The sequence below is a fragment of the Clostridium sp. ZS2-4 genome (genome assembly GCF_026719745.1).
Taxonomy (GTDB): Bacteria; Bacillota; Clostridia; order Clostridiales; family Clostridiaceae; genus Clostridium_H.
On sequence record NZ_JAPPRQ010000015.1, the window covers coordinates 106,621 to 121,404 of the forward strand.

Sequence of the window (14,784 nt, forward strand, 5' to 3'; positions counted from 1 at the left end):
GTATGAAAGTAACAGATTTTAATTTAGATTTCTTTTCTTTAAAAGGTAAAAATGCTATTGTCACTGGAGGTAACGGTGGTTTAGGACAGGCTTTTTCTGTAGCACTTGCAAAAGGTGGAGCAAATATTTTGGTTTGCAGCGTTATGGATGATGGTGGCGAGACACAAAGGTTGGTAGAAGAATGTGGCGTGGAGTATAGGTATCTGGAAGCAGATATTACTGCTGATGGTGAATGTAAGCGAGTTGTAAACGATTGCGTTGATGCCTGGGGTAGTGTTGATATCCTTGTTAACTGTGCAGGTATAAGCATTAATGTTGAAGATGTCACTCAATATACCAGAAAAGAATGGGACAAAATGATTGCAGTCAATTTGACGGCTGCTTTTGAAATGATCCATGAATCATGTAAATACATGATTAAGCAAAAAAGTGGAAAAATCATTAACATCGCTTCACTATATGCATTCCTTGGTGGACAATGGTCACCGGCATATGCATCTACTAAACACGGTATTGTTGGTCTTACAAAAGCAATGTGTGATGAGCTTGCTCAATTCAATATTCAAGTTAATGCTATTGCACCGGGGTATTTTGCAACAAAATTGACTGAGAAAACAAGACAGAATGAAAAGCGTAATGCAGAAATATTAGCTCATATTCCAGCTAACAGATGGGGATTTACAGCGGATCTTATGGGAGCTTTAGTGTTCTTGTCAAGCGCGGCATCAGATTATGTTAACGGAACAGTATTAACAGTTGATGGTGGATATTTAATGAGATAATTAATCATGAAATATGGTGGAGATAAGGAGAATATTATGGAAAATAAATATTTAATTGCCATAGATGGTGGCACACAGAGCACAAAAGTTGCTATCTTCGATATACAGGGGAATGAGATTTGTTCCCATACAGTCAAACTACGAGAAATCGAACTTTCAGAAAATGGCAGAGCAGAACATCCGGATGATGATTTATGGGATAGCTTGAAGTTTGCCTGTAATGAAATGTTTAAGAAATTTCATGGTGACAAGAAAGATATTATTGGTGTCGGTTTAGGTTCAATCAGATGCTGTCGTGCATTGATTAAAGAAGACGGTAATCTGGCTTCACCTGTTCAAAGTTGGATGGACCTTAGACTATCAAGACCTTATGAACATGAAGATGATAATGTTAAATATGTTACGACAACAACGGGTTATCTTGCTCATAGGATGACTGGAGAAACCAAGGACACAAGATCAAACTACGTTGGTCCTTGGCCTATTGATCCTATGACGTTAGAGTGGTTTGAGGATGAGAAAACTTTTGATTCCTATACAACACCTAGGGAAATGCTTTTTGATCTTATAGATCCGGCTGCGGTTTTGGGAACGGTCAATGCATTTGCCAGTGAAGCTACAGGAATTCCACAAGGTGTACCTGTAATATCTACTGCCAATGACAAAGCTGTTGAAGGTTTAGGTGCAGGATTGGTAAATGACGGTACAGTTTTGGTGTCTTTAGGAACCTATATCACTTCCATGATGGTAGGAGAGAAAAATGACCCGAATACTGTGAATTATTGGAGTAATCCTGGAGCAACAAAAGGTGAATTCCTGTACGAAAGCAGTGGTATTAGAAGAGGAATGGCTACAGTAACTTGGATTAAAGATTTGCTTGGCAGTGATATTGTCAATGAAGCAGCTGAACATGACATGTCACCTGAAGGATACTTGAATGTTCTTGGTGCAGATGTACCGGTAGGCTGTGATGGACTGTATACGGTGCTTAACTGGCTGGCAAGACCGAATCAACTTCATGAACGTGGTATCATGATTGGCTTTAACGGTACACATAAAGGACCTCATATGTTCCGATCAGTTCTTGAAGGAATTGCCATGACTATGAAAAATCATGCACAGGCTATGTGTGATGAGCGAGGTGTTAAGCTGACAAATATAATTGTAAGTGGTGGTGGTTCCAATGGTGAACTGTTTATGCAAATTTTTGCAGATGTATTTGGAGTACCAGCTCACAGAAATGTTGTAAACGGTTCAGCGAGTATGGGGGCTGCCATATGCGCAGCATTGGCATTAGGTATTTATAAGGATAGAAAAGAAGCTATTGATCATATGGTTCGTCGCCGTGATACGTTTATGCCGATTCCTGAAAATGTAGCCCTTTATAAAGAAATTAATGAAAATGTTTATAAGCATATTGCTACTTGTACTGATGAATTGATGAAAAAATCTCATGCGATTTTTAATAATAAGTAGCCAAGAAATTAAATTCTTAATATATTTCAAACTAATAAGGGCCTCCTGTAGTTGATATTCTTCAATAAAAAGGTTATGTGTTAGAAGGTAAAATACTTAGTTAAATTTATATAATAAAAATAGTATATACTTTAATACATAATCTTTTTAGATAATAAAGGGTTATATGTTGACTTTATTAACCTAAATATATTATATAAGGAGAAATGAAAATGAAAGAAAGAACAAGAAAGTGGATTATAATTGCAATTTTAGCCACAGCTGCAGGTATTATTTTTGAACTTCCTTACATGAGGTATACGTTTTATGATCCGCTAAGAGAAGGCTTAAATCTGACACATGAACAATTTGGGGAGCTTATGAGTTTTTATGGTACTTTAGCATTTATCTTTTATCTGCCAGGAGGATGGTTGGCAGACAGAATGTCCCACAAATATTTACTGGGATTTTCATTGATTGGTACAGGTCTTGGAGGGTTTTACCTTTCAACATGGCCAAGTTTTGGCGGAGCAAAAGTATTGTTTGCTTTTTGGGGAATAACTTCAATATTTACTTTTTGGGCCACGCTTTTGAAAGCAACAAGTATGCTTGGAGACAAGAGTGAGCAAGGTAAGATTTTTGCCTTGACTGAAGGAGGCAGAGGTATAATCACTTCTATTGCTGCTCTTACCGCAACAGCTATGATTGCAAATATGGGTGGAAGTCCTGAAAAGTTTGTCTTGGTATTATACTTATATTCAAGCTTATGTATTTTGACAGGTGTTGCAGCAGTTGTCTTCGTTCCTCATAATAAGATTCCTTTAGAGGAAAGAGAAAATGGCATGAATGTTATTAAAGATATGATTGAGGTTGCAAAAATGCCTATTACATGGATGCTTGCTGTTTGTATTTTCTCGATTTATACAGTTTATACGACTTCAAGTTATTTTACACCATTTATGACAGAAGTGTTTGGTGTATCGGCAGGAACAGCAGCGTTAGTTGCAACTTTTAAGAATCATTTATTTAGACCTATTTCGGGTATTGTAGGAACATTTTTAACTACCAAGACAGGATCATCGATTCCTTCGATGAAAATAAGTGTTGTTATCCTTACAATCCTTATTGGTATTACTTTGGTACTTCCGGTGTCAGCAGCATTTGTGATGCTTATCAGTATTGTTATTGGATTGATTGGACTTATGACTTTTGTTCTTCGTGGACTGTATTTTGCTCCTGTTGGGGAAGTAGGAACACCTAAGAGATTATTGGGGGCGGCAATGGGATTGATTTCAACCATTGCGTTTACATCTGATATGTTCAATTTCAAGATTGTTGGTCGAATTCTTGATAATAATCCTGGTATGAGCGGTTATAAAATGGTGTTTATTTATATACTTGTACTGTTGGGTATATCATTTGTTTCATTAGTGTTCTTGAAGAAAGCCTCAGATAATACGGCAAAAATAAATGATGTAAATGACGCTCAGTAAAATAAACAGTTTAATAACAAGAATAATCTTAGTAATACTATTAAAAAGATGATTGGCCCAGTGCTAGTCATCTATTTGTACATAATTAGAATTTGGTATGAAATAATGAAACAATGTTAAGACTATGGGGGTTAAGAATTGAGAAAATTATTTTGCTAATTATTGGGAGGTTTTAATTTGGATAATTTAAAGATTACATCAACAAAAAGAACTGTATTACAGGCGCTTAGACCCTTTGTGTTTTTTCCGGCATTTATATTGTTGGTGTTGACAATTGTTTTGAACTTTGTAAACTATGATGCCTTTTTGAATATAACGACTATGGCTAAGAATTTTATGGTTATTGATTTGGGGTGGATTTTTAGCATTGCAGGTATCATGTCGGTCATCGTGATGTTGTTTGTGTATTTTTCCCCATTAGGAGAAGTTAGATTAGGAGGCGAGGATGCAAAACCACTTCTTAAAAAAACGTCATGGTTTGCCATCACTTTATGCACAACTATAGCAGCAGGGATAATGTTTTGGGGAACAGCTGAACCTATTTGGCATTTGGCGTATCCTCCGGAGTCCCTTGGTATAGAACCAATGTCACATGAGGCTGCCAAATTTGCCATGGAAACCATGTATCTCCATTGGACGTTTGTTCCTTATGCCATATATGCGGTACCCACTATCATGTTTGCTTTCGCCTACTACAATATGAAACGTTCATTTAGTGTGGGGTCACAGATTGCACCTTTGATTTCATCAAGTAAGCAGGACAAGATTAATGGCTTTATTGATGCAGTCGTTTTGTTTACAGTTGCAACAGGAATAGGAGCTTCTTTTGGAACGGGAGTTATGAATATGGGTGGAGGACTGAATGCTTTATTTGGAATTATCAATACTAAATCTTTATGGGTTATCATTACTATTTTTGCAACAATAGCCTTCATTATATCATCAGGAACAGGTTTGATGAAAGGGATTCGGATCCTTTCGGATATTAATGTTTATCTTTATTATGTCATTATTGCTATATTGTTGGTACTTGGACCATCAGTCTACAATTTTAGTTTGGGAACGGAGGCCTTTGGGGGCTTTTTAGACAATCTGTTCTCAAAAGCGTTGTTTACAGGTGCTGCTGCGGGAGATACATGGGCAGCAGATTGGACTATGTTTTATTGGGCAAACTGGATGGCGTGGGCCCCGGTATCAGCTGTGTTCCTTGCAAGAATTGCATATGGCTATAAGATTAAAGAAGTTGTTACGATGAATTTTGTGATTCCGAGTATTTTCAGTGCGATTTGGATGACTATTTTATCCGGAACAACGATTAACTTTCAAATGACAGGTAGAGTGGATGTATTGGCGATTATGAATGAGCAAGGATCAGGAGCAGCGGCATATGCTGTGCTTAGAGAATTTCCGTTATCAGGTGTGATTATAGGAATCTATTTGATTGCTGTCATTATATCATTTATCACAGCAACAGATTCCACTACCAATGCTATGGCTAGCATATGTACAACAGGTATAAGTGATGGTAGCAAAGAAGCACCACTTCTTATAAAAATTACTTGGGGCATCATTGTCGGTGCAGTATCTTTGATTTTCACCACAACACTAGGGATCGATGGCATTAAGATGCTTTCATACTTAGGTGGATTTCCTGCTCTGTTTTTAGGTGTACTTAGCATAGTTTCGTTATTTGTCATTATGGGAAAACCTGAAAAATACGATTTCTTTACTGGTGCAAAAAAAGGGGAATTGACTGAAGATAATGTAGAAGTAAACATGAAAGATAAAGGCGGGGAAATATAAATGTTAAAAAAACAGGTGTTAAGCAATAGAAAACCCTTCGTATTAATTACTAATGATGACGGTATAGAGTCACCTGGACTTCATGCCTTGCTTGAAATTGTTGAAAGGAAACCGGATTATTGCATCAGTGGAATTAATTATGGTAAAAACCTGGGATTAGCGTTTACTTGCATTTGATAAGGTTATTTTTGTAACCCCCATGTCGTCTTTGACGTATGTCTATGTTGAGAATTATTATAAGTAGCAAGCGAGGATAGGCAAAACTACTTTAACTGCAAATATTGGAGCGAAATTAGCTAGCGAAGGTAAGCGGGTATTATTAATTGATTTAGATCTACAATAGACCTTCTTAAGAATTTTGGAATTAAAGTTCTTAAGAAGGTTTAGTTATATTTGCATAGTTAGTAACAGAAAATAGAATTCTACCTATTAAATTTTGTTTTTATGCTTGTCCAATAATCAGCATTTTCGAGTCCAAGTCTCCATATACCTATGCCACATAAATCATATGAATTTACCAGGTCAAGTTTATAGTTTAAACTTTGAGCATTTTCAAACCATACTGTATGGTTTATACCTGTAGAATCTAAATAACTGAAATATGGACATTGTGATACAGAGTCCCATTTTATAGTAGCTCCATAGGTTGAAGCTAAATTGTAAATGCCTAAAATTCCATAGGCTTTACTTCCATTTATAGACCAGTCATAACCATAGGCAGCAGTGCCAAGAATAATTTTATCCTTTGGTATAACTGTAAGGGCGTATTTTATAATATTTTCTACCCAACCAATGGAAGCAATAGGACCAGCAGTTCCACCAGGATAGTGTTCGTCATAGGTCATTAGCACAATTTGATCACAGTAATTTGATAATGCAGCATAGTCGTAAGCACCACTCCAAGAAGCCGTAGGACTATCGCTAGTTTTTGCAGGAACAGCCATGGTTACATAAAAGCCTTGGGAGTGAAGGGTACTATAAAGTTCACTCATAAAAGTTGTTAGGTAAATTCTATCATAGTAATAGACACTTTCCAGGTCAATATTAACACCTTTATAACCATTAGCTTTCATAGCAGTTAAAGTGTTATTTATTAATGTTTGTCTATTTTCAGAATTTTCTAGCAGAGTTTTGGCTATATTACCATCAAAATTATTTGTTATCATGGCAAGGGTTTTTATTTTATTGCTATTGGCATAAGTTATTTGGTTAGTTGGAATTAGTCCAGAAATATTTCCATAACCATCAGTGGTATAGGTATTTGTAGCAATTTCATCTAAGGTTGAAGCATTAGTTGTCATGGAGTTATAAGAGGAAGTATCTCCTGAGTAATAATAAGTTGTAAATCCTAAAATTGATTTTTGCGAAGTTATTGTGTTTTCCGCTGTTGTAATGTTTATATGTATAGAGTCTGAGGAGGTACCATAAGAATTATAAGCTCTAACAAAGTACCAATATTTGGTGTTGGGTGTTAATAGTGTATTTTTATAACTATTGGTTGAAACTGTAGCTATTAAGATATAATTTGAATCGCTAGGGGTAGCCCTATATACTTTGTAATCTGTTGCCCTTGAAACTGCTTGCCAATTTAATGTTACTTCACTTGCAGTTACTCCAGAATAAGTTAAAAAATTTGGTGCTGTAGGAGGGTAACGGAATTTTTTAGGTTTAGCATAAATAGAACTGCTGCTAAAAATGAATGTAAGAATTAAGATAAGAATTGGCAAAAACTTTTTAAAGCCTTTCAATATAAATCACTTCCTTCCATTTTAATACTCTCTATATCGATTAATAAAGAGAAGAATTCACAAGAAATTTATGGAATTTATCAAAGGTAATGTGGAAAAATGATTTACTGTTCTTTATTAGCCATGATTACAAGTTAAAATGTAGTCATGGTTTTTTACATAAAAAGTTATTTGTTTTACCTATTTCATCCTCATTTTAATAGATCAAAAATAAATCTATAGCAAATATAAGTCATGAGTTAAAAACATCTTTGAATATAACGATAAATTACTTAGAATATTTGTTAGAAAAACTATAATATCTGCATTTTAAGTTTAAATTATTAACAAATTAATAAGTGAAAAAACACTATACAATAAAATTTTAAAATATAATATTGAATTGTAAATATTACAGTGAAATAAACGATGAATGTAAAAATTTCAGGGGAAATTCTCAATGTATTACTAATGTATTGAAGGTTTTGGGTATAGTGTTCATTTTATATAAGTAAATAATTTATTATTAAGCTTACTAAATTAAACTTTATGAGGAGGAACAGCTATGTTATGGAAAAAAGTTAAAGGTAATAAAAATGAGGATAAAAAACAAACCGATAAACAGTATATTTGTAAGGAAAAATTAATAGAGGTAATAACAAGTGTAATCAATGGACAAGCTATTTATGTTAATGAAGAAGATATTGAATGCAAAGAAATAGCAGATTTATGGAATAAGATGCTGGATTCATTATGTGAAGAAAAGAGAAAATCTGTAATGAAGATAAATGATTTGTTACAATTCATAACTGAAATGGAATTTATTAAAGATATGATAAATGATGTAAGAAATCAAACAAATACCTTTCATAATATTGCTGTAAGTAGTGAAGAGATGTCTACTTCAATAGATGATGTGGCTAATTTTGTTCAAAATGTATCAGATGTAACAAATCATACTCAAGAAGTAGCTGCAGAGGGTGGAGAAAATATCAATAATGCATTTTCTTTCGTTAATCAGTCTTTTGAAGATATAGATTCAATAAATAATCAAATACAAAAGTTAATGGAAAAAGCTGATAAAATTAATGAAATAGTAGATATTGTTAAAGGTATAGCTGACCAAACAAATCTACTTGCTTTAAATGCAGCAATTGAAGCGGCCAGAGCAGGTGATGCAGGAAAAGGTTTTGCAGTAGTGGCAGATGAGGTAAGAAAATTGGCTGAACATACAAAAGAATCAGTTGATGATATACAGCAAAATATTAATGAACTTAAAAATGATATAGAAGAATCTGTAGCAAGAGCAAATGAAACTTCATCAAAACTTGGTTCAGGTAAGGGGTTGGTAGATAATGCCCTTAATTCTATGGATATAATAATTGGTAGAATAAGAAGTGTAAATGATAGCATAATGCAAATTTCTGCAAATGTTGAAGAACAAACAGCTACTACATCAGAAATTACAAGAGAAATTACTAATTTAAGTGGGCGTACAGATAATTTACTAAATGAATGTGACAGGACTGGAAGAGCTATTTTTGATGTTAGTAAAATTGTGAATGATTTAAGGTTAAGCATTATTGACAATGGATTATGTTTTGAAGATAAAGAATTATTAGAAATTTGTATTGCAGATCATTTAATATGGAAGTGGCGTGTATATAATATGATTTTAGGGTATGACACAATTGATATTAACAGGATTGGAACTCATAAGGAGTGTCGTTTAGGTAGATGGTATTATGGTGAAGATAGTAAACATTATAAAAATGATAGAAATTTTATAGCTCTTGAAGAAGACCATATAAAATTGCATGAATTAGCAAAAGAAGCTGCAGTTGCCTATAGTGAAAATAATATTGATAGAGCTGAAAGAGCTTTAGAAGAAATGGGTAAGTGTTCAGAACAAGTCATAAAAGGTTTAAGAGGTTTGAAAAATAAGTAAAATTAGAGTTAATTGAGAGTGTAAGTAGATTTGTGTAAAAGCAAATATACTTACACTCTCTTTACTTTATATTGTTAACATCCTTTAAAATTTTCTCAAGCTTTTCCACAGATACAATTCGCTCATTACACTTCGCGCTATCTAAGCATATATCAAAGCCTATTGATCTATAGCCGTCCTTAGTATTACCTGTTTTACAGATAGGTGAAACAAAGGCTACTTCATTTTGCTGACCTACATGATTGCAAAGTGCACATATATGAGTACTGTTGGAATTATAATTTTGAATTCTACATGCCATACCTATGAGTTTATCATTCATATTATAAACTACAAATAATTTTCTAATAGATTCATCAATCCAACCTAAATATACATTCTTTGAATCCTGTGCATTTGGAGTCGGTAATTTAAGTTTCTTTTCCTTTTTAAACAATTTACTAATTTGTGCATTTGTAATCTCTGGCATTCCATATACATATTCATTTAATGCAGATAAATAATTATCAATTTGCAAGGGGTCATTTATTTTACTAATATCAAGAAGTTCTTTTTCTTCCTCAGATAAATTTGTAAAAAGACGTAATATTTTCTCGTATAGATATGCTTTAGTTGCTTCAATAATATTAATATCTACACAATTTCTGAAAGTATTATTTAAATCCTTTAAACATTTTTTTATATAATTATACTCATGTTTTTTTATATAATTATACTCATGTTTTTTTATAAAAGCATTCATAAAATCTAGCACCTCTTTTCTAAATATGTTGTTTTTATATATTATATGACCTTGCTTACAGATTTATTTTACAATTAGCCACTAACAAAAAGATGATTATTATTACTCCAACTGAAAGTAACAATAATCATCCTGATTTAAAACATACTATATATTCATAATCATTTTACTTCTGAATCTTGTCTTAAATTAGAAATGATAACTCTCATTGGATTGCTACAATGAAATCATAACATGGTTTAAAATAAGGATTCAATCTAATAAATAATTCTGTAATGATTATGAGCATAGAAGTTTTTCTTTACGTATTATTCTTCTTATACTTTTTTCTGACAGGTAATACTCTTGAGTTAGTTCACTAATAGTAGCACCATCAATGTATTTTTTATAAATCTCATTATTTCTTACCTTAAGGCTGTTTTTTATACCACTCTTTTCTCCCCAGGCTTTATGATTTTTATTTTTTCTGGGTACATAAAGATAATCACCGTCTACATATTCTTGTATTATTTTAACAATTTCCTCTGGTAACACATCTAGTGCTTTTATATATTTCATTTCCTTACTCCTCCACTCTAATTATAGTATTAAAGCAAAGAATACTAAAAAGCTATGTGTTATAGAGCCTAAAACATGTACGCATTTCAGCTAATTTAACAGCTTAGGCTCCAAACAAAGCATAGCTGACTTTGTTGTAGTCTTTGCAAGGAGCAAGCTGATTTGGAGCTGAATGTATCAATGACCTTCATAAAAACACCTCCAATACATTACTCTTATTATATCATATATAATCACCCCTGTTATTCCTTCCATTTTAAAAAAATAAAAAAAATGTAGTTTTTTTGAATTTTGTGTTATTATTAGAATTATGACATAAAAAAGGGAGGAAATATTATGGATAAAAAGTTATCTAAAGATGCATATGGTGGCGTAGCAGGTAAAGACTATGATCCTTACATTTCCAGTGGTTCCAAATCTGGTGGAAACGTTGCTGTATTAATAATTGGTATTATTTTAGCTGTGTTATTCGCAGCATCTACTGCCTATTCAGGTATGAAATCAGGACTTACGGTTGCTGCTGGTATACCTGGATCTATAATAGGTTCAGCATTTATAGCTGCATTTGCTAAGTCAAAAGGTATACTTGGTAAAAACTTAGTACAAGGTATGGCAAGTGGTGGAGAGTCTGTTGCTAGTGGTATAATATTTGTTTTACCAGCAATTCTTTTAGTAGGTTCTAAAATTACTTTCGTAGAAGGGCTTGTTGTTGGTGTAGGTGGGGTTTTATTTGGTATAGGAATAGCCTCTCTTGTTCATAATTACTTAATTGTTGAAGAACATGGTAAATTAATCTACCCTGAGTCAATGGCCATATCTGAAACACTTGTTGCTTCAGAAGGTGCTGGAGATTCAATGAAGTACATGGGAATTGGATTCGGAATAGGCGGTATTATAACAGTTATAACTAGTTCGTTTTTAAATGTAGCTAATAATGTTATAAGCTATGTAAATGAATCTTTCTATAAGTGGAAATTTGAAGTTGAAGTTAATCCTCTATTATTAGGTATAGGATTTATAGTTGGTATAGATGTTTCTTTAACTATGTTCGCTGGTTCTATATTATCTAACTTTGCTATTACGCCTTTAATAGGTTATTTTGTTACGCTTGGAAAAGATGGTGCAACTGTATGGAATAATCCGAATGTTGCTATAAATGCCATGCAAGTTAAACATATAGCTGGTAGTTATGTAAAATATATCGGAGCTGGTATGATGCTTTCTGGTGGTTTAATAGGTGCTATAAAGCTTATACCTACTATAATATCTTCTATAAAAGAAACTCTTAATGCTAAATCTTCAAATGACGTGGGTGATTCATCTACTGGAAATATGATATTATTTGCTGGTATAGTAATAGGTTTTATAGCAGGTTTCGTGGCATCTGGGGGCAATATAGTTATGGCAATAACTGCTTCTATTTTGTCATTATTTTTATCACTATTATTTGTTATAGTTTCTGGTCGCTTAACTGGTACTATAGGAACTTCAAACCTTCCTGTATCTGGTATGACTATAGCTTCTATAGTTATAGTAACATTATTATTTGTTGTAATGGGATGGAAAAATCCTGACAGTAACAAATCATTACTTTTATTTGGTACATTTATAGTTACTGCTATATCTGTAGCTGGCGGTTACGCTCAATCACAAAAGGTTACTTTCATAATAGGTGGTAATAAAAGTGAAATGCAAAAATATTTTACAATAGCTGGTACAGTGGGTGTTGTAGTAGTTGTTGCTACTATATTATTACTTTCTAATAAGCTTGCAATGACTGGTGATAATGTTCCATTTGCATTACCACAAGCTAATTTAATCGCAACATTAACTGCTGGTATAATGTCAGGTAAATTACCTTGGGTTATGATAATTGTTGGGACTGTTATGGGAGTTGTTTTATTCTTATTAAATCTTCCGGTAATGACAATTGCTATAGGGTTCTATTTACCAATATCTACAACTTCTATAATATTAATAGGTGCATTAGTTCGTGAATTTATAGAAAAAACTTCTAAATCTGAAAAAGAAAAAGAAGCTAAAATTTCTAATGGTATAAGCTTATCTTCTGGCCTTGTTGCTGGTGGTTCTATATTGGGACTTGTAGGGATAATACTTCAAGTATCAGGTGTTATAAAAGGAATTCAACCAAGTGGATTTGCTGCTTCTAATGGAATGGCATTTATAATATTATTAGGTTTAATAATAGCTACTATAATACCTATACTGAACAGTAAGGTAAAACATGCTAAATAATAACGAAGAGGTTTTAAATATAATATTTAAAATCTCTAACAATTTAGAATATAAAGTAGATAAAGGAAATATTGTGACTATAATAAGCTGGTGTTTTTATTTATGTCCGCCTAGGCGCACATAAAAAGACTGTAGACTAGTGTGTCTACAGTCTACAGCTATTTAAATGAGAGTTTATTTACAGGTAATACTACCTGATGGATATAGAGTAGTTCCTCCAATAGATACCTTTATTTCACCTGCTAAAGGAACATTATATTCATTTATAACATCTCTCCACCATTCCCAAGCAAGCCCTGTACATTCTTTTGCATAGATTCTTATATTTTTTGCATTAGGTGGAAGTGGTATTGTTGTAGAGTAGTGAGCTGTCTTATCTTTCCAACTTCCATTCCATGTTTTATGTGTTAGTATTTCTTTTCCATTTTTATCATATGAAAACTCATCCCATGATATTTCAAATTGAGCTACATAAGCACCAGTATGATCAATTACTATCTTGCCTTTAGAATATTCTGTAGATTTTGTTTCAATATATTCTGTTCTGTTTTTTACAGAAGCAATTGAATTATCTTTTAAGAAAACACTTGTATATGAAATAGGGTAACCAGGATTTTTACTGCTAAACTCTGAATTTTCTTTAATTATATTACGAATTTCATCAAAATCTTTTGTGATTACTTTATTATGTTCTTTTGAGTCGCCTCCTAGTACAACAGCTGTAAATGAACTTTCGTCAAAAATATGTTTGTATTTAGCACTAGCACTTGCATCTGCATTTTTTAATAGAGCTTTAAAGGCAGCTTGTACATCTGCACTATTAGAATTGGTTTCTAACTTTACATAAATTGTTCTACCGTATGATACATTAGATACCATAAGCGGTGGGTTTTCATCATTAATCCCTTTACGAGATAACTCTTCAAAAGTAACACTTTCATCAAAGAGGTCTGATGGGTTATTTGGAAGTTCAGCACTTACTGTATAAAAAATTTGCTTATATGCTGCAATCATAACTTTTTTCTCACCATTTTTTATGGCATTAAAGTCTATGCCTAGTGAACCATCTAGCATTTTAGCATTCACATTAAGTGCCGCTGCTATTTGAGATTTGCTATAAACCATAGACTCTGAATATTGCGTTCTTGTTGGTAATGTATGTGTTGATGAATATTTTGAGTTCCAATCAGATACTAAGGAATCTATTGCACCTGATATATTACTATATGTGGGGTTGTCCACTGTAATGGTATTTTCATTTCTCATTCCTGGTAAATCAATACTAATATTTAAAGGTTTCCTTTTGCACATCAATATATCAGGATGATTTTCAACAAAAGCATCGTTTGCCAGTTGTAATGCACCTGGATATGTGCGGTCGGTAATAGAATCAATAATAGAAATGTCTACAGGAGACGTAGTAAGTGATTTTTTTTCATGTTCAACAACTATAAATTTATCTCCTGAGTTTGTACCTTGCTTTGGAACAAAGTTTTCTATCATATCACCATTTGTTGCTAAGATTTCATGTCGATTATAGTTTAAATTACCTATACCATAATCAATACTATTAATATTCCTACTTTCAATAGGGGGTTCACTTGTTGTATCAATTGTAGTTGGTGCCGCCAAAACACTGAGTGTTTGCGAAGTCATACATAAACTGATACCTAAACTTACGAGTAACTTTGAGACTTTTAGATTTTTAAAATTTTTCATGAAAACAACTCCTTCTATTATATTTTAATATAAACTATTGGAGGATATTTAATGATTTTTAAAATAAAATCAAATAAAATACTTAAATGGTATGTTTAGTATATTATACTATGAATTTACATAAATTGCACGTTGTTTTGCCGCTAGGAGTTTTAAACTTATACCATTGTAATGTTGTTGTTAGAAAGAAATTTATGGAAGAATAAAAGAAGTTAAAATGAGTTGTAAGATTAAGCGAGGATAAAAATTAGATATTTATAATTCGATATGTTTTACCACCAAATATTATAATTATATAAAA

Annotated in this window: 12 protein-coding genes; 8 read left to right on the forward strand and 4 right to left on the reverse strand. The window is 32.7% G+C overall.

Annotation, left to right across the window (positions count from 1 at the left end; translation table 11 throughout):
- Positions 1-2 precede the first annotated feature (2 nt).
- From OIO11_RS03110 to OIO11_RS03135, 6 genes are all read left to right on the forward strand, one after another.
- A complete protein-coding gene (locus OIO11_RS03110; RefSeq protein WP_268069900.1) occupies positions 3-782 on the forward strand; it encodes an SDR family NAD(P)-dependent oxidoreductase in 780 nt (259 codons plus the stop codon).
- Positions 783-818: 36 nt separating this feature from the next.
- Positions 819-2,258, forward strand: a complete 1,440-nt coding sequence (locus OIO11_RS03115) for an FGGY-family carbohydrate kinase (protein WP_268069979.1) — start codon at positions 819-821, stop codon at positions 2,256-2,258.
- A 212-nt stretch (positions 2,259-2,470) separates the two neighbouring features.
- Entirely contained in the window at positions 2,471-3,730 is a 1,260-nt protein-coding gene (locus OIO11_RS03120; protein WP_268069901.1) for an MFS transporter, read from the forward strand.
- Between the two features lie 177 nt (positions 3,731-3,907).
- Positions 3,908-5,533, forward strand: coding sequence for a BCCT family transporter (locus OIO11_RS03125; RefSeq protein ID WP_268069902.1), 1,626 nt, complete (start codon positions 3,908-3,910; stop codon positions 5,531-5,533).
- Positions 5,534-5,710 (forward strand): 5'/3'-nucleotidase SurE, encoded by a 177-nt coding sequence (locus OIO11_RS03130; RefSeq protein WP_268069903.1) that lies wholly within the window; start codon positions 5,534-5,536, stop codon positions 5,708-5,710.
- Positions 5,711-5,786: 76 nt separating this feature from the next.
- Positions 5,787-5,876 carry a ParA family protein gene (locus tag OIO11_RS03135; protein WP_268069980.1) on the forward strand — a complete coding sequence of 30 codons (90 nt, stop codon included), beginning with the start codon at positions 5,787-5,789 and terminating at the stop codon, positions 5,874-5,876.
- Positions 5,877-5,955: 79 nt separating this feature from the next.
- On the opposite strand, the gene OIO11_RS03140 is transcribed toward OIO11_RS03135, so the two are convergent.
- The gene (locus tag OIO11_RS03140; RefSeq protein ID WP_268069904.1) at positions 5,956-7,281 is read right to left on the reverse strand and encodes a glycosyl hydrolase family 18 protein; all 1,326 of its coding nucleotides are present in this window, start codon (positions 7,279-7,281) and stop codon (positions 5,956-5,958) included.
- A gap of 544 nt (positions 7,282-7,825) precedes the next feature.
- Between OIO11_RS03140 and OIO11_RS03145 the strand changes: the two genes are divergently transcribed.
- A complete protein-coding gene (locus OIO11_RS03145; RefSeq protein WP_268069905.1) occupies positions 7,826-9,208 on the forward strand; it encodes a methyl-accepting chemotaxis protein in 1,383 nt (460 codons plus the stop codon).
- Positions 9,209-9,269: 61 nt separating this feature from the next.
- On the opposite strand, the gene OIO11_RS03150 is transcribed toward OIO11_RS03145, so the two are convergent.
- Both OIO11_RS03150 and OIO11_RS03155 read right to left on the reverse strand, forming a co-directional pair.
- Positions 9,270-9,950: a FusB/FusC family EF-G-binding protein gene (locus tag OIO11_RS03150; protein ID WP_268069906.1), complete on the reverse strand. Its 681-nt coding sequence runs from the start codon at positions 9,948-9,950 to the stop codon at positions 9,270-9,272.
- A 279-nt stretch (positions 9,951-10,229) separates the two neighbouring features.
- On the reverse strand, positions 10,230-10,508 hold the full coding sequence (locus tag OIO11_RS03155) for a CD3324 family protein (protein ID WP_268069907.1): 279 nt from the start codon (positions 10,506-10,508) through the stop codon (positions 10,230-10,232).
- Positions 10,509-10,844: 336 nt separating this feature from the next.
- On the opposite strand from OIO11_RS03155, the gene OIO11_RS03160 reads away from it, so the two are divergent.
- Positions 10,845-12,764, forward strand: a complete 1,920-nt coding sequence (locus OIO11_RS03160) for an OPT family oligopeptide transporter (protein WP_268069908.1) — start codon at positions 10,845-10,847, stop codon at positions 12,762-12,764.
- Between the two features lie 174 nt (positions 12,765-12,938).
- Here OIO11_RS03160 and OIO11_RS03165 read toward each other — a convergent pair whose 3' ends face one another.
- Positions 12,939-14,483 carry a thiol-activated cytolysin family protein gene (locus tag OIO11_RS03165; protein ID WP_268069909.1) on the reverse strand — a complete coding sequence of 515 codons (1,545 nt, stop codon included), beginning with the start codon at positions 14,481-14,483 and terminating at the stop codon, positions 12,939-12,941.
- Positions 14,484-14,784 lie beyond the last annotated feature (301 nt).